An 18,591-nucleotide genomic window follows, 5' to 3' on the forward strand; every position below is an offset into this window, starting at 1 on the left:
TGTATGTCTGAATTCATTATTCCATCCCGGCTATTCTGATAATAAATTAAAATTATGACGAAAATATTATTACTAATAGTTTTTCTATTATCTTATCCAGTTTACGCAAAACAGTGTTTGACTAATCAAACTATCATCTGTAGCAAACTATTAATTTTATAATTTACCCGTAGTTGGCAATATTATGTTTTCTCATTACAGCCTGAACAAGTACAGCGAGCTTTTCCAGCAGTTCATCCCAACTATTATCTTCAAGAAATAGAAATCCTTCTTTAAAAACCACTTTTCCCTGTTTTAACATTATCTTCTGAGCCTCTACCCATGCCATATACTCAAATGGCAGTTGCACCTGCTCCAGTGTATCTGTCAAAATTTTTTTTGAATCGGGATTAGTCGGTATACCCAGATACCAGGTAAAGCGGTTTTCAATACAAACCAGTCTGGATAAATCCAGTTCAAATAGGTATTCCTTCTGTGGGTTAAATAAAATAATATAAAATGGCCGTCCATTTCTCCATGTGGTATAACGAATCGAAGTCTGGTCAGGAAAGATTATTTTCTGGTAACAACCATCTATATTGTTTACAGCATGATGATCAATCTCTCCTAATGTAGCATTGGCAAGAGATTTACTCAGATACGCCATTATGTTGTAGCCAAATAGCTGGTACTGTAAAAACAATTTACTCAGTGGCACATTGTCATTATTCTGAGTCATAAATATCTCTATTGTTTGAATTAACCTCTTTTATTATTTATTTTAATATAAATTAAACAGTTAAAGTAAAATTTTTTAATTTCAATAGTATTTATTTACATGATTACCCGGCTATTCCAATATGCTCGCGGACATGATTAAGTCTTGCTATCTGAATATTAAATTTATACTGAAGCAATAAAAAAGCTGGCTATTTCATATTAATAGCCAGCTTTTTTATTTGGTATGATTTGATTACTCATCCTCAATCAACGCATCCACAAACGCGCGTGCATCAAACGGGCGTAAATCATCGATGCCTTCACCTACACCGATAAAACGTACCGGAATAGGGCGTTTGGCCGCCAGTGCGGCGAGAATACCGCCTTTGGCGGTGCCATCTAGTTTGGAAACAATCAGGCCGGTTAAGCCAAGGGCATCGTCGAAAGAGACTACTTGATTGATGGCATTCTGGCCAACGTTGGCATCCAGTACCAGCATCACTTCATGCGGTGCTTCAGGCAGGGATTTTTGCAGTACGCGTTTTACTTTTTTGATTTCTTCCATCAGATGTAGCTGGGTAGGCAGTCGGCCAGCAGTATCGGCCAGTACCACATCAATACCACGCGCCTTGGCTGCTTCCAGTGCATCAAAGCAAACCGCAGCCGAATCACCAGATTCCTGTGCGATTACAGTAACGTTATTGCGCTCCCCCCATTGCTGCAACTGTTCGCGCGCAGCAGCGCGGAAAGTATCACCAGCAGCCAATAGTACGCTTTTACCTTGACCCTGAAAATATTTAGCCAATTTACCGATGCTGGTGGTTTTGCCTGCGCCATTGACACCAGCCATCATAATCACAAACGGCTTTTTATCTGTGGGTAAAATCAGGGGCTGCTGTAGGGGCAGCAATAATTCATACAATGCTTCTTTCAGGGCACTGCGCAGTTCGTTACCGTTTTTCAGCCCTTTCAGGGTAACACGCTGGCGTACCTGTGCCAGCAGTTTTTCGGTGGCTTCAATACCCATATCGCTAGTCAGCAGTACGGTTTCCAGCTCCTCGTACAGGTCTTCATCAATTTTGCCACCGCCAAACACAGCGGCCAGCGATTTGGCCATTTGGTTACGCGATTTGCTCAATCCCTGTTTTAAGCGTGCTGCCCAACCAAGCTTGGCCGGTTTATCTGCCTCGCTACTGGTTTCTGCTGGTGCAACTGGGATAACCACGGCATTTTCACTTGCCGCGGTCTGAATTGGTGCTGTTTCTGTGGTTGTAACAATAGCTGCCGGTTCATCTACTACTGTCGGTACGATGATTTCTTCGGCTGTCTCGGTGGCCGGTTGGGCAGTTGCTTCGTCAGCTGGTGCTGCTTCGGCTGTAGTAGGGTGATTGGGTTCGGCTTCAGTTTTAACAGTTGTTTCAGCCGGGGCTGGCTCAGCAGTTGCATCTTGTGGCTGCTCTATAATTTCTGGCTGACTGGGCGTGGATACGGGTTGTTCCACTGCTGGCTCAGTATTTTTTTTTCTTTTAAAAAATCGAAACATGGGATATTCCTGATGCTAGGGTAAACCAAAGCTCAATAATCTCTTGTCTTTGGTAGTGAATGAATTGTGCTATTGTAGCCTAAGCAGATGCTTGTTTGATAATACATTATGACATTATTGCTATGTTATTCAGGCGATTTTGCTTATCCGCGTAATTCTTTTGCCGGTTTGTATTCATGAATAGTTATACAATCGTACAATCACGCCCACTTACAACAACAGCCTGTTGATTATTAAAGGGTATTAATTTTAAATGATTGCTATACTTCGCATAGATTTGCTGTACCGAATCTACAAAAGGTTCCTCGATATAATGCGGTAAGGGGTAGCAATCAATGACGTTTAAACCGGCATAGTTATCCAGTTCAGGCGCCAGACTGCTGTCGTCCATCATACTGCTATATTCAATGTCTGCGGCCAGAATAATTGCGCCTGCCGATTCGCCGATATAAATGCAGCCCTGTGCCAGCCTGTGTACAAGTAGCTGATCAAGATTTTTGCTTTTCAGTTGCTGCAATAAATAAAATGTATTGCCACCGGCTATGCAGATTATTTCGGCAGCGGCAAAGGCCTGATGGCACTGCTGGGTATCAGCACTGGCTATATCCAGTAATTCAAGCTGAAATCCAAGTTGTTGCAGTGCTGCTTTGCCTTCATCTATATATCCGGTGTAACTTTCAACGTTGCCGGCAGTAGGAATAAACAGGATATTTTTACTGTTTATTTGATTTTTCTGAACAAAATCTGCAAGCTGCCGAGTTGTGCCGGCAATATAGGAGGTTAAAAATATTGTTTTCACTGCTAATCTCCAATTTTCAATTTATGCCGTATGATCATTATTGCAATAATTCAGACCATGTTTCCGGTTGCGCCCAGTTTACCCGGCGCTGCTTGGTCTGACTTCGGTTGTAAGGTTGGTCGTAAATCCAGTGCTGCCACTGCGGTATCAGGCTACCACTTATCTGTGGTTTATCATCAATCAGAATATCACCACGTACCCAGGTTTTGTCTTTGGCTAAAATAATACGCTGTAGCCAGTCTTCCCCCAGATGCTGGCATACCCAGTCAAATTTTTCAGCGACACAGTAATGATAAGCCTGTATGGGTGAGGTACAGATACGCACATCATGGCCGGCTTCCAGTAAGCGTCTGGCCGCAGCAATGCCATGGCGCATTGGTGGTAAGGAGGAGAAAAAACCTTTGCTGCTATAAATCTGAGCTAGCTGCTGGTGATACTGGGGTGCCATATCTTCACACAGGTAAAAATGCCTGCGCTCAGCCAGTGGCAGTGGTTGTTCATAAGTTTGTTGCCATAGCTGCCGTACTCCCTGTTCAAAGTCGGCTAAAACGCCATCCTGATCCAGCAAAATCAATTTAGGTGCCATACAAATTCCTAGGGCGGCTTGTGTCATTATTAAACAGATAGTTATAGCATATTTTTTAAGGCCAGCCGTACGCCTTCACTGATATCAGTGCCAGCCGGTATATTTTTACAAGCAGTACGGGCTTCTTTGTCGGTATAGCCCAGAGCAAGCAGTGTATTGATAATATCTTCATTACTACCAGCAGTTTCTGCGGTAAACAGACCAGCAGCATTACCACTACCGGCAAGTTTGCCACGTAATTCCAGTACCATGCGTTCGGCGGTTTTTTTCCCGATACCGGGCGCGGCTGTCAGGCGTTTAATGTCTTCGGCGGCAATTGCAGCAGCCAATTCATCACTCGCGAGTGTGGATAATATGCCTAAGGCACTTTTAGCACCAATACCGCTTACTTTTACCAGTGCCCGAAATGTTTCCCGTTCTTCGCGGGAGCCAAAACCAAACAGCAAATGGGCATCTTCGCGTACTACCAGCTGTGTATACAAGGCCGTTTCTTCTCCCACTGCCGGCAAGGTGTAAAAGGTTTGCATGGATACCTGTGCCTCATAGCCTACACCATGAACATCCAGTACGACTACAGGCGGATTTTTTTCCAGCACAATTCCACGTAAGCGACCAATCATTATATTCCTTTTCCTACTAGCAAATAAACAAAAGCCCGTGCATGATACCACGGGCTTTTTTCCAAGCTGATAACAGGGTTTACAATGCGGTTAACATTGATTTTTTCGCTTCATCAGCACGTTGCTGCTGCTGAAAAGGCCCCATGCGGACAACATAGCTGTTGTTGACTTTGACCAGTTTGGTCTGCTGCTGGCTGCCGGCCGCCTGTAAATGACGCGAAGTTGCTTTCAGATACTGCTGGGCTTTTTCTTTACTACCAAAGCGCTGTAGATCGACATAAATATTGCCACCTGTGCCAGCCGGCTGGATACGTTCTCCGGGTACAATCTGTTCTACCCGTACCTGAGCAGTACCGGCACGAACAAAACCTAGCTGTTGCGCTGCGGCATAGGATAAATCCATTACGCGGTTAGCGTGAAACGGGCCACGATCGTTAACACGTACGACCACTGTCTTGCCATTGGACAGATTGGTTACCCGCGCATAACTGGGAATAGGCAAGGTCGGATGCGCGGCGGTAAGCATGTTGACATCAAAACGTTCACCGGAAGAAGTACGGCGACCCTGAAAATTTTTACCATAGTAGGAAGCACGTCCTACCTGATTGAAGCTGGCTACTTTTTGTAGAGGATAGTAGCGTTTTCCTGCTACCTGATAGCTAAGATTAGCTGTTTTATGCAGATGTTCTGCTGGTACTACTTTAAGATTAGATACTGATTTTTTAGCATGATAAACCGGCGCTGACAAATTACTGCTCTGTTTGGCATAAGCCATGCTAAAACCAAACATCATCGCCAGACTGACAAATAATACTTTAATCCTGATCAAACCGTATTTCCGTTTCTTTGAGTAAAAGACGCAAAAACCAGACGCACAACCATTGTTGTTTACAACAATACTTTATCCGGTAAAAACTGAATTTATACTAAGACAGCAAAAAACAGCGGCGGCCACGGTAAAATGTGGCGGGAGAGGCTATAACCTCAATTGGCAAGAACAAACGCCGGCTGTTATTTATTACAGCACATTGGCGGGTTCAAAAAGTTGCTTACTAATTGGCAAAATGCCAAAATTGTAACGCAGTTAATAATTGAATCAGTTATTTAACAGGGCGACACTATGCCAAATAGCCCTTTGTCTGTCAAAGATTTTTCATTCCGGATGCGCCAGTGTCCAGACATAAACGCGTGAGACACCTGATTTTTTAAGGGCTCGCGCCAACTCAGTAATTGTTGCACCTGTGGTCACAACATCATCAATTAACAACAGGTTACGTTTTTTTACTGCCTGATTAAAACGAAATATACCGCGTACATTGCGCGGCCGTACCGATTTTTTCAAAGTTGATTGTGGTGGCCGGTAGCAACGGTGTACGCAGTCTGGCCGCAGCACAGGCAGCGCATAATGCCGGGCAATGATTGTGGCAAGCAGCTGGCTCTGATTGAAACCGCGCTCAAACAGACGTTTACGGCTCAATGGCATAGCCAGCACAGCATCTATCTTTACTTGCTCCAGCCATTGCGGTGGCTGCGCCAGCATCAGTGCCGCCAATGTATCCAGCAAGGCGAGCTGCCGTTGATGCTTGAATGCGCTCAGCATCTGCTGCAATGGTGCTGCATAGCGATAACTGGCATATAAGGTGGTAAACGGCCATTGCTGCTGGCACTGCTCGCAAAAGCCAGCCGAAAGCCGGCCACCACAGCAACGCGGGCACAGATCTGTATCGGTACGCTGCAAATCAGCCATATCATCCCAGCACAGCCGGCACAAACCTGAGACATGTGCATAATCGTGGCATAATAAGCAATGTGGCACACCAATACAGGTATGCCAGAATGAAGTGAGTAATGAAATCATTCCCATGACTACACCTTCCCAAACCTTACTGATTCACGGCTGGGGCGCCAATCACCATATATTCGACCCTTTGCAGGCATATCTGCCTGCTGCTTGGCAAAAACACTGGGCTACGCCTGATTTGCCCGGTCATGGCTGCGCACCATTTGATGGTACTTTCAATATAGACAGTATTGCCGACCGGCTGGCCACACAACTAAGTTATCCTGCTCATTTACTTGGCTGGTCACTGGGTGGCATGGTGGCATTAAGTCTGGCTGCACGCTATCCAGACAAAGTAGCTTCGCTGTGCCTGACGGCCAGTCTGGCCAAACTAATAGCCAGCAGCGACTATCCGCAAGGTTTGCAACGTGTTAGCCTCAATATGATGGCCAGCAGGTTCAGCGAGGATTATCCCAAATACATGCATGAGTTTCTACAGTTGCAGATGCTGTATGCAGATCCTTCTGCACACGCCTGTCTCAACAGTCTGGTGCCTGCCATCTGCCAGTATGGGCCGCCGGCTGCGCTTAACGCTGCCTTGTATGCGTTAGAACAAGCTGATTTACGCCCTTTACTCAGTAGCATAAACTGTCCGGTATTACTGATTTATGGTGGCCGCGATGCAATTACGCCACCTCGCATGGGAGAATATCTGCATCAGCAGCTACCGCAAAGTGAATGGTGTCTCCTGCCACAGGCTGCACATACACCATTTTTAAGCCACCCTGATGAATTTGCCCGTGTACTGAGCCAATTTTGGGAACGATATTCATGACAACTCTGCCACACCAGCCAGACTGGTTTCTCCATGCCCATCTGGCCGCTACTCTGGACGAACGTCTGAGTATTCTGAGGCAGCCACCGGCGCACATCCTGCTGGCCGCCGCTGATGGTAATGAAAGTTACCGGCTGCTCAAGATGCGTTATCCACATGCCCGGTTTCAGGAATTTGACAGCCGTGATCGCTATTTACAGGCAGCGCAGGCCATGCGCAAAGCTAAACTCAACTGGTTGCAGAAGTTCAATAGCAGCCTGCCTGTACAAACCGTTTCTGATCAGCTTCCCAGCAATCAGGCTGCCGATATGGTGTGGAGTAATCTCGGTCTGATTCATCAGGCTGACCCCATAGCGGTGATAAATAACTGGGCGGGCGCTTTACGCCCAGATGGTTTACTTTTTTTCAGCCATTTTGGTGCGGATACCCTGAAAGAAGTGCTGACACTATGGCGCACGGCGGGTATAGTGGTTAAAACGCCACATTTGCTCGACATGCACGATCTTGGGGACATGCTGTATCAGCATGGCTTTTACGACCCTGTGATGGACATGAACATGCTTACCCTGCAATACACAAAAGCAGAACGCTTTATTGATGACATGCGCACAGCCGGCCTGTGGCAGAGCCTGCAATTTGATAACGAAATTGATGCGGTGCGCATTCTGGTTCAGGCTTGGAAAAACAATGATATCCATAACGTAACGCTTGAACTCGTATATGGACATGGCGTTAAAAAACAAATACTGCCAGACAATGCCACACCAATACAATTTTACCCATCCTCTCCAACTAAAACATTTAAACCTTAATATCATATGAAATTCACAGCATTGCTGCGCAATAGCGTACTGATTATTACCACATTTATCACCATTACTGCCTGTAAAAATACTGTTCCGCCCACACCAACGGCGCCGGCCAAGCCTCGTGCCGTCATCGGGCTGGCACTTGGTGGTGGCGTTTCCAAAGGTTTTGCCCATATCGGCGTGATTAAAGTATTACAGGAAAACCACATTCCGGTACGCATCGTTACCGGCACCAGCGCCGGCGCACTTGTGGGCAGCATGTATGCCTCAGGCATGAGCCCCGACCGACTGGAGCTGGAGGCTGAAATACTGAATAAATCAGACTTAGTCGACCCAGTATTGTCTACTTCCGGCTTTATCAAAGGGCAGAAACTGCAAGATTACATCAACACCAAAGTACGTAATAAACCGATTCAGCAATTTCCTATCCGCTTTGGCGCAGTAGCCACTGAATTTGGTACCGGACGCATGGCTGTATTCACCAGTGGTAATGCCGGGCAGGCAGTACGGGCTTCGGCCAGCATTCCCAATATTTTTCAGCCTGTAGTTATCGGTAATAAACGGTTTGTAGATGGCGGACTGGTTGCCCCTGTACCCGTTAGTGCCGCCAGACAGCTTGGTGCCAATGTGGTGATTGCCGTAGACATTTCCGCCAAACCTGCACGCCTCACCAGTGAAGGTTTCTTTTCTTACCTCGACCAGAGCCTTAATATTATGAGTGCTTCCGCATTAAGCAGCGAATTGAGCAAGGCACAAGTGATTATTCGCCCGCAGGTGCAAAAACTGGGCACTGTTGGTGGCTTTGACCAGAAAACTCAGGCTATCCAGCTAGGTGAACAGGCGGCTCGTGCCGCATTGCCGCAAATTCGCGCAGTACTGGCCAGATATCAGGTTAACTAAGTATACAAAATCAAAATAGCCTGCGCAGACTGCTTTTAAGCAGTCTGCATTTCTATTCTGGTTAATTCCGTTGAAAATTATGCAAAATAAATATATTGAATTTATTTATCATTAAACAGCACAATAGTACATTACCCATAGCCAGCAATATCTGCCAATATCCGCGTAAATACCCGAAGCTTAGTACCGTACTCACGTAAAAATCATGCGGCCTGTTTTAGTGTTCTATATTTTATTCATAGCCATATTATAAAAATAACATACAATAGTATGATTTCACTACATTAGATTCTCTTAACAAAACGGCCAAAATACTGAATACAAAGCTATATAAGCTTCTTAACCAGCATACCCGCCTCAGCTTTTTTCGAGATACATCAAATCATTAAGATAGATTAAATCACAGCTGGCTTTCCAGATCAGTCAAAAAACCATTGATCAATCTTCTGTTACTGGCAATATTGCTTTTAGAGATTTAATCGAAAAGGAATACCGTCAATTACTCAATAAAAAAACAGTCAGATAAATATTTATCTGACTGTTTTTATAGCCTCTGCAATTATTGGTTATAATCGGTTTTAACTTCCCGCCATGATAATCGTTTGAAGCTTATCGGGCACATTGGGACATTTTCTGCACCAGCCATGCCATTAGAACTGTGAACCTCGAGAGGTTTACGGGCACACATATCTTTATCTTGTTTCTTATGACCACCCACATCCTGATTTCCTGACACTAAAGTGTCTAAGTTGTTAAACTGACCGTTTCCATTAGTAACTATTCTCAATGCATACATGCCCACGATACTCTTGCTGCTGGAGCTTGAATCACCATCATTTGTAACAACACGCGGTGCATCCTGTGTAAGCGCGCCACCCGTTCTGACATTAAATTGTGTCAGGCGTGACAAAACTTTTGTTTCTTCGCTTGTGGTTGTTTGTCTGCAGGGATCGTCTAGCAAATCACCACTTCGCGTCACATTATAGGCTCGGGTAACCGCAACTCCTGTTGTTAGAAGACTTTCAATTCTGGTTACCACCCGCTCTCCATCTGTATTCAGTGTAAAGTACCAGCCCTTGTGCCGTGTAGGCTCAAATTTTGAGTTACTGAGTGTACCGTTACCGTTATCTCCGTTATAGGACATCGTTTGTTTCAGTAACTGATCATGAGTAATTACTGTATTAGCTGGCTGATCATAATCATCATATATGCCATATATTGCCTGCTGGTCTTTCTTATCTTTATCAGACTGGTATATATCGCTGCCTGTGCCAAAGACAATAATTATTTTGTGATCTGCACGCGGATCTTCAGGGTTTGGTTTAAATAAAGTAGGCGTTATGGTTATCGGACCTTGGGCAGTAAAGATTTTTCTGACTGTCCATTTATCCGGATCCGGATTGCGAATATCGAATCGATACAGGTTACCGCCATAGTCTCCGGCATAAACTATATCAGTCACACCATCATTGTTTATATCGTAGCCAACCGGGCCTGAAAGGCCACCTCCGTTAGTATCAGCTATTAGTTTTTTAATCAACTCTCCTTTATTGTATCCCGTTTTCTGGTAGCTGTCGGTTCCGATATCCACGCCTAAAATATCATAAAAATATAAGGCTGATTCATTATCAGAAACTTCTTTGCCTGGATAATTATAACCGTTATTAAGCACCGCCACTTCACGCAGATGATCGGTTATTGAAGTTGTTGAAGCTTGTGGATCTTTGTTAATGCGTACGATACCGACACCGGGTCTACCCAGAGTATAGCCAAATTCGTTGGCTAATCCACTAGGTGTTTGAAACAGGAATAAATCTTTATACCACGTATTACTACTCATATTATCCACAGCTATATTTCTGCCTGTGGCAATATCCTGCCCACCGATGTTGATTGCGAAAGCACCACGACCACCCTGTCCCATATTGGAGACCATGAAATACTGTTTGGGCTTGTTAGGTAAAGTAGGGGTGCCCACCACAACAAAACCACCATTAAGCAAATACTCGTGCGGGTGTGCATCGTCTTTGCCATAATTATTGGCAACCAAATTCTGGTAATGATAGCGGACAAGATCATCACTACCATCCCGATCCATTTGCATCGGCATATAATTAAATTTTAAATCATAGGGATGGCTTTCGTTATTGGCTGCCTGAAACACATAGACCATACCTTCGTTGGTGGAGGTAATCAGAAATTTCTGCAAGCCATATACCTCATCACCAATCGTCTCTATATCATTGTCTAAAATCTCTCCCATATCGTCGCGCTTACGATAATCCAGAACAAAATCTTGTGGCTTGTTCTGACTTTCATTATTAGAACGATTAAGCCAGTTTAACAGGCCATCGCGCCATTCAGTTGTATTTTTCTTTTCATTATCTGGGATTTTGAAATACTTATTGCTGAAGTCCTGCATAGAACCTGAATATAGGTAAGAAGTACCACCGTCATTCAGTACCAGTTGGCGATTGCTGAATGATGGCTGCACTTCACATGCTTTTATGTCCTCAGCAGTTGCATCAGGTTTGTTGATGCAAATCCGGCTGCTCCAGGTACCCGTATTAACCGTAGCCATAATCGAACGACTTGCAGTATTTGAGCTACTGGATACACCTATTTTAGGCGTTTTGGCCGTTGTAATTATGGTTCCTTCCGTTGTCTCGCCACCTATCTCTTTAAAAATACTTTCAAAAGCGTTTAAAATCTCATCTGCATTATCTGCCTTGAAAAAATAACGCTCCGGATCTTGTTTTGTCGGATCTCGCTCTGGTCTGGGAGATGCGCCATTTCTTAAATAATCAATAGCTTTCTGAATTGCGCCAAGGCCTGAGCCAATCGTGTAAGTTGTTACCGTCTGGGTAAACCTTTCTCCTGACTTTGAATCTGGTATTTCACTATCCCATGGTTTCCCGGCCTCATCCACCGTTCTCCTGAGACTATCACGCTTGGGGAGAATAGGCCACTTTTCATAGTAGTATGTCAATCCGTCGTCTTCGGTAGCGTAACGAGCCGTCCCTCCAAACTCATCTACAAATGATTTCTTATAGATATAGTTACCAAAGCTCTTTGTCCGTAAGATATCCGTATAATACTGTAATTTCTTAACCTCTGGTACGGATATAACTTCGCGAGGTTCTTTATTCTCATCAAAATAACCATCATAATAACCCGCCTGCCCTCCAAACCAATCACGAAATCTTGTTCGATCATCCAGAGGCCAAACGTCTGCTGCTTCGCCATCAGAGAAAATGATTAAATAAGATTTTTGACAACGATAGCGTAATTTATTGAAAACAGTATTTCTTACTATGGCATTTAACCGCTGATGAGTAAACGTACCTCCGCCCGGTAGCAAAGGATAAATGAATTTACTGCTATCACCGTTAATATAGTCTTTAAGCTGCCGATATTCTTCTGGTTTTGAGGTGTCGTAAAACTTATTAAAACTAATACGACGAAGAAAACCTGGTCTATTAGGATCCGCCTCATACCTCAACCAACCATTCATTGGCTGTAGCGCAAAATAAAATTTGTCGCTATATTTATCAATAACAGAATTGAGTGCATTTTTAACCGCATCTAGTCTCGTAACTCCATCATAGCGGCAACCCAAATAATAAGTTATTGTATGTTTTTCCGGTGATAGTTCCTTGGGATCATCTTTAATCACAGTCTGTGGTTCACCCCACTTAAGGGAAACCTCCTTGTTGGAAACTACCGCTCTTCCCCAATTTGCACACATGTGATTAGGAAACAAGCTCTGACATGTATAGGTATGGACTACAGGACACTTTAGAGTTAAATTTGTAACCATACTACCTGAATCATCGATATAAAGCGCAACATTAGGCTTAACGTTGTATGCCTTAGTTGTAGTAGTTTTACCCTGTAAATAGAAAGGAACCTCTGCAAAGTTATTGACCGCAGCGCGCGCTTGGGATAATGAAACGACTGCTAATGCGCTGCTGACAGCGAGAAATAGAAAATTTCTTTTTTGCATAATTTTGCTTTTCTTTGGTTTTATATTTACAGTGCTCATACGATGTCTCTCAGATTATTTAACTACGATACAGTCGCCTTACTTGAATCAATACCACCAAACTGTTAAATATTTTCCTGATTATACATAGGTATAATTAAAAATGTAAATATTTCACATTTTGTACCCGGTTCACATAGAAATTACGCAGCGGGTTTTATATGCAACGAATATTATATTTTAGTGCCTCTTGTGGCCTTCAGTGTTATAAATTGTTAATCATTTTGGTTATCTCTTTACTTGCGCAATGTTGCTAAAAGGTATCAATCCAATTGGAATGGCAACACCTATTCAAACAACAAAATTAAGGAATAGCTATTTGTTAAATTCTACCGCAGGCAAATAGCCTAAGGATGAATGTAAGCTTGATGATTGTACCAATAAGCATAAGCCACAAATGCTTGTTGTTATTCTTTTGAGGAAAACAGCAGTAACCATGTAATAGCCAGACAAGACGAAGATAAAATAATGAGCTTTAGCAATATCTTTTTCATAAACCACCTATATAAAATGATTTACTGTAATTTATGATTGCGTATGGTTTTGGAAAAATCATGCCCATCCAATCCATGATTTGTTGGGCAGATAAAGACATTATTTGTTTCATCAGGAAAAGCCATCATATCAACCAGTGATTCCTCACCAATATAGTCAAAGTAAGATACCCTCCACAATTCTTCTCCCTTTTTATTATATAAAACTGTGAAGTATTTATTGCCTCCCAGTATTTGCACTATAGAAATAGGTGATGTGGGCAAATGTTTATATATATTGGCATAGTATTCTCCATCGTCACTCCTTATTGTTGTATAAAGATTAAAATCACCATAAAAACTGGATGAGGAAAACAGGCATAACCAGTAAAAAAATGCAAAATAGCATATCCCTATGATGATTTTTATGATGCTTTTTATGATTTTTTTCATTATCTAAAACTCCGCTACCTGATGATAGGCTGGCTAAATCCACCGCTAACCATCTATGCTGATTTCTTTATTTTTTACCGTTTACTTGATTTATTTTATCCGTTAAATCTATCACTTCCCATTCTCCATTACTTGAATACCTTAATAAATTGCTTTTTTTAGTAGGAATAACCAAACCACCTATCGTATCACTTAAATAGGCATAATAAGGTGAATGCCATATCTCCTTGCCATCTTTATTATATAAAACTCAAAAATATTTGTCGTATCCATCTATTAGCTTATAGACCGCAATCTGTGTGGTGGGCAGATGTTGATACATATTTAAGTAATACTCACCATCATCGCCCTCTTTGGTGTAATACAAATTAAAATCACCATAAAAACAGGAAGAGGAGAAAAGTAACCACCATATAAACGCAATTAGTGTTAAAAGAATAAATATTAATTTTTTTACAAAATTTATATCTTTCCGCAGAATCGTTTTAATAAATATCTCAATAGCATTATATTTCACTTTTTATTTCCTCTGGGATGTAGGGAAGTGTTTATAAATAATCAGTTTATATTCTCCATTTTCGCTTAGGATAGAAGATTTCTGATTAAAATTGCCATAAATTGCTGAAGATGAAAAAATAATCTAAATAAATAAAGACGGCAATAAAGCTGAAACAATTATTTTTAAGATTATTTGTTTAATAACTCAATAATTCTATGCTTCGATAAAGGGGGGAATCCATAAAATATCTGAAAAAACAATAAAATCTATGCCGGTATTCCTTATGCGCTGCCATTGCCTGAAATCTTTGTTATATACGGGCACCGTCCATTGCATCTTCATATCATATAAGAGTTTCCACTTTTTAAGCTCGTAGGCATCCATATATAGCAATGCTTGTTTTTTGCTGAGTATGCCTTTTTTATTCCAGATCCCGAGAAATTCCTCACCGAAAAAATCATAGCTGTCTTTGATATAAAATCCGATGGCCTCGGTAATAAAGACATCTTTTCCCTGAAATTTATCCTGATACCCCTGTGGTGCAACTTTTAAATTTACCTTACCTATTGCGCCGAAATAATCATTAATGGTTTTTCCAAAACCCCATAGATAATCGCCTATTTTAGTCTTATTTACTACAGTTAATGTATCAATTTCCTTAACATCTCTATAATTTCTGAGAATACCATTATTCTTAATAAGTTTTTTGCCCAGTTGTTCTTTTCCTTTTGGGCTTGCCCAATCTTCTTTCAGTTTTGCAAAACCTTTCTGCACAGGTTTATATCTCAACGCCCACTCCATTTTCACAATAGAATCATTTACATGCTGTAATGGAATATTTATTGCCGGTCCCGTCATATAGGTATTTTTTGTGGCTTCAGTAAAACCTTTGGCCGGTTTTCCGCTAAACCAGTGCCGCATGAGTTGCGGTGCTACTTTTCAGCCCATGTTATCCATTGCAGCTGGAATCTGGTCTATGGAAAAAATATCTGCATTCAGGGTAATCTTGGGTGCAGATTTCATGGTATGGGTAATCAATTCTGGCATGGTTACATTCCTAATTTAGTCTGAATAAAATAGCTTACTTCTACCGACTCAGGTTGCGGGGTTTGTATCGATTCCAGATGACCATCCCAGCTTGATTCACCTTCCACTAGGTGTGAAGAGGTTTTGATGGCATAAGCCACACCATAAATTTTGATGTTTTCTGGTGATTGAGTATAAAAGCTGCGTGAATACGGCATACTTTTAATGGGTTTGGACAATGTGTCATCAATATAACTGTCGGTGATGGTTGGAATAAAGCGTGCATTACACGGGCAGGTACTGATGCTGCTGATTGAGCCGGCCAGTTTTTTGGTCGGGCTAAACATACTGCTTACTCCGCCTGTGATGCGATAGGTGCCGCTATGTTGTCCACAGGTAACCCAATCTCTTTCCCAGGCTGCGGCAATACCATGCCATAAAATCATGCTGTCACCACTGATTATTTTGCCACCACAAGTGGTGCGATCTCCAACCCTTAAAAATATCCTTTAGCCAATTTTCCCCCTAATAATAGTTAAGTATAAAATTTGACCATATAAGCTATGGTTTTGTCAGGTAATCAGATAAACTCATTCTTTATGACTGCAATATGTGCTTTGTATTGTTTGCCTTTTATTCTTTGACGACTGCTATTGTTTGCTGTCTCTTGTCTGGAATAAATATAGCTCCAATACCAAAATATTACTTTGCAATAAGTAGCATGTTAATCAATCAGTTAGTATTCAGTTATACAGTTAGATGCTAAACGGCAAGCGTTTGTATTACTGCTTCTGGCTGTAACAGGTTGCTTTATTAAAGAATAGCAATATTTTCAGCTTGTAATCATATAATTATGTATCAGGATAGACGTTTATATGCTGTTATGTTTGGTAGTTTAGGGAAAGTGATCTGTATCAAACAAATGCTGTGGCTATGGTTTTATTTTCATTACTATTTTATAGCAATTATGCAGTAAATATATGATTTATGCGGAAATGTGCCTGTATGTATCTGTCTAATACAGGGTATTTTATAGGCACATTTTATCCTGATTCGATTATTTGAATCCGTGAGTTGCTGGTATTTTCCTGAATGTTAGTTAAGGGAGCTGATACGGAAAACCGCTCCGGTTTTGTCGGAGCGGTTCGGTTGTGCATAACGCTAATCTGGTAGGTTTAGGCGTTTAATTCGGCACGTAGTTTTTTGGTAACATTAACCATCACTTGCAGGGCTGCGGTGGTTTCTGGCCAGCCACGGGTTTTGAGGCCGCAATCGGGATTTACCCATAATCGTCGCTGGTCGATTACTTTCAGTGCTTTTCGCAGCAGGTGTTCTACTTCTGCTTCGGTAGGTACACGCGGGCTGTGGATATCGTAAACGCCGGGGCCGATATCATTGGGGTAGCTGAATTTGACAAAGGCATCCAGTAATTCCATATCGGAACGTGAGGTTTCGATGGTAATTACATCAGCATCCATGCTGGCAATGGCGGGCAGTATGTCGTTGAATTCGGAATAACACATATGGGTGTGAATCTGGGTGCTGTCGTCGGCATCGGTTGAGGTAAGGCGGAATGATTCACATGCCCAAGCCAGATATTCATCCCATTGTGCACGTTTCAGTGGCAGGGCTTCACGAATGGCTGGTTCATCAATCTGGATTACGCGGATACCGGCTTTTTCCAGATCCAGTACTTCGTCGTTCAGTGCCAGTGCAATTTGTTTGCACACCAGACTCAATGGTACATCGTTACGCACAAAGCTCCATTTCATCATGGTTACCGGACCAGTTAACATGCCTTTCATCGGCCGTTTGGTTAGGGACTGGGCATAGGCAGACCAAGCAACGGTCATGGCTTTGGGACGGGCAACATCTCCAAAAATAATCGGGGGTTTTACGCAGCGGGAGCCGTAGCTTTGCACCCAGCCATACTGGGTAAAACAGTAGCCATCCAGTTGTTCACCAAAGTATTCGACCATGTCGTTGCGTTCGGCTTCACCATGCACCAGTACGTCGATATCCAGTTGTTCCTGCTGTTTTACACAGTAGGCAATGTCTTTTTTCATGGCGGCTTCGTAATCAGCCGCGCTCAGTTCGCCCTTTTTAAAGGCTGCACGTGCCTGCCGGATTTCCTGAGTTTGTGGGAATGAACCTATGGTTGTGGTGGGCAGTAAGGGCAGATTCATCCATGCCTGTTGTTTTTCAATCCGCTGTGCAAACGGGCTATGGCGCTGGTCGGCATGAGCGCGCAGGTTGGCTACGCGTTCTGCAACTTTGTCATTATGAATCAGTTTGCTGGTTTTGCGTCCGGCAGCGGCCACATCAGAAGTAGCGAGTGCTTCCTGTACGGTGTCTTTACCGTGCGCCAGTGCCTGTTTGATGATGCCCAGTTCCTGTAATTTCTGGGCAGCAAAGGCAAGCCAGTTTCTGATTTCGGGGTTAAGTTTCTCTTCTACGCTTAAATCCTGCGGGCTGTGTAACAGTGAGCAGCTTGGTGCAATCCATAAGTTGTTGCCTAACTGGGTGGCAACTGGTGCCAGTAAATCAATTACTTCACGCAGATTGGCACGCCAGACGTTGCGACCGTCAATCAGGCCAACAGACAGTACTTTGTTTTCCGGCCATGCATTGGCAAATTCGGCCAGTTGTTCCGGTGCCCGTACGCAATCGATATGTACGCCGTTTACTGGCAGGCTTTTGAGCAAATTAAGATGTTCGGCAACACTACCAAAATAGGTGCCAATGATGATCCGTGTGCCGGTAATAGCCAGTTCCTGATAGGTAGGCGCAAAAGCATCCAGCCATTCGCGGGCAATATCGACGGCAAGAATGGGTTCGTCAATCTGGATCCAGTCAACACCGGCATTAGCCAGTGCACGTAAAAGTTTCTGGTACTCAGGCAGCAGACGCGGCAATAGTTGCAGACGGTTATGGCCGGTATCTTTTTCTTTACCTAACCATAATAGGGTAAGCGGGCCTATTAGGGTGGGTTTGATATCATGTCCGGTGGCTTTGGCCTCTTCAATCTGGGCAATCAGGTTGGTTGCGTTGGCTTTAAAGCTGGTGTCCTGATGCCATTCTGGCACGATGTAGTGGTAGTTGGTATCAAACCATTTGGTCATTTCCATGGCTACCTGAGTGGCATTGCCGCGTGCCAGTTCGAAATACTGGCTTAATGTCAGGTTGGCTGCATCAAAACCAAAGCGTGCAGGAATGGCGCCAAGTGCACACAGGGTATCTAATACGTGGTCGTAATAGGAAAAGTCACCTACGGGCAGCAAATCTGCGCCGGCTGCAATCTGAGTTGCCCAGTTTTTCTGGCGAATATCGGCAGCAATCTGGCGCAGTTCGGCTTCACTTTTGCTGCCTTTCCAGAAAGCTTCAACCGCAAATTTTAATTCTCGTTTGGCGCCAACACGTGGGTAACCAGACAGATGGAATGTATTCATATTTATTTCTCTCTATTCTATGCGAATGATGGATTTCAATAATTAGCAGTGTGCGTGAGTTGTGGCATGACGGCA

At 43.1% G+C, this 18,591-nt stretch carries 14 protein-coding genes and 1 pseudogene; 3 read left to right on the plus strand and 12 right to left on the minus strand.

The genetic code is table 11. The features are described from left to right. Nucleotides 1-163 precede the first annotated feature (163 nt). The 7 genes from J6578_RS03760 to J6578_RS03790 all read right to left on the minus strand — a co-directional run bounded on the left by J6578_RS03760 (nt 164) and on the right by J6578_RS03790 (nt 6,111). Complete coding sequence (locus J6578_RS03760; protein WP_093092561.1) at nt 164-718, minus strand: hypothetical protein; 555 nt, start codon at nt 716-718, stop codon at nt 164-166. Between the two features lie 234 nt (nt 719-952). Next, nucleotides 953-2,242, minus strand: coding sequence for a signal recognition particle-docking protein FtsY (gene ftsY, locus J6578_RS03765; protein ID WP_287953928.1), 1,290 nt, complete (start codon nt 2,240-2,242; stop codon nt 953-955). A 184-nt stretch (nt 2,243-2,426) separates the two neighbouring features. Next, nucleotides 2,427-3,041 carry a Type 1 glutamine amidotransferase-like domain-containing protein gene (locus J6578_RS03770; protein ID WP_037491625.1) on the minus strand — a complete coding sequence of 205 codons (615 nt, stop codon included), beginning with the start codon at nt 3,039-3,041 and terminating at the stop codon, nt 2,427-2,429. Between the two features lie 37 nt (nt 3,042-3,078). Further along, entirely contained in the window at nt 3,079-3,627 is a 549-nt protein-coding gene (locus J6578_RS03775) for a 5' nucleotidase, NT5C type (RefSeq protein ID WP_093092557.1), read from the minus strand. Between the two features lie 41 nt (nt 3,628-3,668). Then, on the minus strand, nt 3,669-4,247 hold the full coding sequence (ruvA, locus tag J6578_RS03780; protein ID WP_093092555.1) for a Holliday junction branch migration protein RuvA: 579 nt from the start codon (nt 4,245-4,247) through the stop codon (nt 3,669-3,671). Between the two features lie 79 nt (nt 4,248-4,326). Beyond that, the gene (locus tag J6578_RS03785; protein ID WP_239363695.1) at nt 4,327-5,076 is read right to left on the minus strand and encodes a septal ring lytic transglycosylase RlpA family protein; all 750 of its coding nucleotides are present in this window, start codon (nt 5,074-5,076) and stop codon (nt 4,327-4,329) included. A gap of 324 nt (nt 5,077-5,400) precedes the next feature. Beyond that, nucleotides 5,401-6,111: a ComF family protein gene (locus tag J6578_RS03790; protein WP_287953929.1), complete on the minus strand. Its 711-nt coding sequence runs from the start codon at nt 6,109-6,111 to the stop codon at nt 5,401-5,403. Between J6578_RS03790 and bioH the strand changes: the two genes are divergently transcribed. From bioH to J6578_RS03805, 3 genes are read left to right on the plus strand one after another with little or no spacing between them, the layout of a single operon-like run. Beyond that, complete coding sequence (gene bioH / locus J6578_RS03795) at nt 6,110-6,862, plus strand: pimeloyl-ACP methyl ester esterase BioH (RefSeq protein WP_287953930.1); 753 nt, start codon at nt 6,110-6,112, stop codon at nt 6,860-6,862. The genes J6578_RS03790 and bioH overlap by 2 nt on opposite strands. After that, nucleotides 6,859-7,674 (plus strand): class I SAM-dependent methyltransferase, encoded by an 816-nt coding sequence (locus J6578_RS03800; RefSeq protein ID WP_287953931.1) that lies wholly within the window; start codon nt 6,859-6,861, stop codon nt 7,672-7,674. Before bioH ends, J6578_RS03800 begins: the two co-directional genes overlap by 4 nt. A 6-nt stretch (nt 7,675-7,680) precedes the next feature. Continuing rightward, on the plus strand, nt 7,681-8,571 hold the full coding sequence (locus J6578_RS03805) for a patatin-like phospholipase family protein (RefSeq protein WP_093092549.1): 891 nt from the start codon (nt 7,681-7,683) through the stop codon (nt 8,569-8,571). 559 nt (nt 8,572-9,130) lie between these two features. Here J6578_RS03805 and J6578_RS03810 read toward each other — a convergent pair. The 5 genes and pseudogenes from J6578_RS03810 to metE form a co-directional block, all read right to left on the minus strand. Continuing rightward, nucleotides 9,131-12,616, minus strand: coding sequence for a PilC/PilY family type IV pilus protein (locus J6578_RS03810; RefSeq protein WP_287953932.1), 3,486 nt, complete (start codon nt 12,614-12,616; stop codon nt 9,131-9,133). A gap of 515 nt (nt 12,617-13,131) precedes the next feature. Beyond that, a complete protein-coding gene (locus tag J6578_RS03815; RefSeq protein ID WP_287953933.1) occupies nt 13,132-13,542 on the minus strand; it encodes a DUF6201 family protein in 411 nt (136 codons plus the stop codon). A gap of 712 nt (nt 13,543-14,254) precedes the next feature. Continuing rightward, nucleotides 14,255-14,968 (minus strand): annotated as a pseudogene (locus tag J6578_RS03820) (DUF6402 family protein); the annotation flags it as partial. 122 nt (nt 14,969-15,090) lie between these two features. Beyond that, nucleotides 15,091-15,573, minus strand: a complete 483-nt coding sequence (locus J6578_RS03825) for a PAAR domain-containing protein (protein WP_287953965.1) — start codon at nt 15,571-15,573, stop codon at nt 15,091-15,093. Nucleotides 15,574-16,242: 669 nt separating this feature from the next. Further along, nucleotides 16,243-18,516: a 5-methyltetrahydropteroyltriglutamate--homocysteine S-methyltransferase gene (gene metE / locus J6578_RS03830; RefSeq protein ID WP_287953934.1), complete on the minus strand. Its 2,274-nt coding sequence runs from the start codon at nt 18,514-18,516 to the stop codon at nt 16,243-16,245. Between the last annotated feature and the right edge of the window lie 75 nt (nt 18,517-18,591).

This window comes from Snodgrassella sp. (assembly GCF_024103505.1).
GTDB classification, from domain to species: domain Bacteria; phylum Pseudomonadota; class Gammaproteobacteria; order Burkholderiales; family Neisseriaceae; genus Snodgrassella; species Snodgrassella communis.

Coding starts and splice junctions, on each gene's coding strand:
- J6578_RS03790 (WP_287953929.1), bottom strand. CDS start 6,111: ATGGGAATGATTTCATTACTCACTTCATTCTGGCATACCTGTATTGGT.
- bioH (WP_287953930.1), top strand. CDS start 6,110: ATGACTACACCTTCCCAAACCTTACTGATTCACGGCTGGGGCGCCAAT.
- J6578_RS03775 (WP_093092557.1), bottom strand. CDS start 3,627: ATGGCACCTAAATTGATTTTGCTGGATCAGGATGGCGTTTTAGCCGAC.
- J6578_RS03760 (WP_093092561.1), bottom strand. CDS start 718: ATGACTCAGAATAATGACAATGTGCCACTGAGTAAATTGTTTTTACAG.
- J6578_RS03810 (WP_287953932.1), bottom strand. CDS start 12,616: ATGAGCACTGTAAATATAAAACCAAAGAAAAGCAAAATTATGCAAAAA.
- ruvA (WP_093092555.1), bottom strand. CDS start 4,247: ATGATTGGTCGCTTACGTGGAATTGTGCTGGAAAAAAATCCGCCTGTA.
- J6578_RS03815 (WP_287953933.1), bottom strand. CDS start 13,542: ATGAAAAAAATCATAAAAAGCATCATAAAAATCATCATAGGGATATGC.
- J6578_RS03800 (WP_287953931.1), top strand. CDS start 6,859: ATGACAACTCTGCCACACCAGCCAGACTGGTTTCTCCATGCCCATCTG.
- metE (WP_287953934.1), bottom strand. CDS start 18,516: ATGAATACATTCCATCTGTCTGGTTACCCACGTGTTGGCGCCAAACGA.
- J6578_RS03805 (WP_093092549.1), top strand. CDS start 7,681: ATGAAATTCACAGCATTGCTGCGCAATAGCGTACTGATTATTACCACA.
- ftsY (WP_287953928.1), bottom strand. CDS start 2,242: ATGTTTCGATTTTTTAAAAGAAAAAAAAATACTGAGCCAGCAGTGGAA.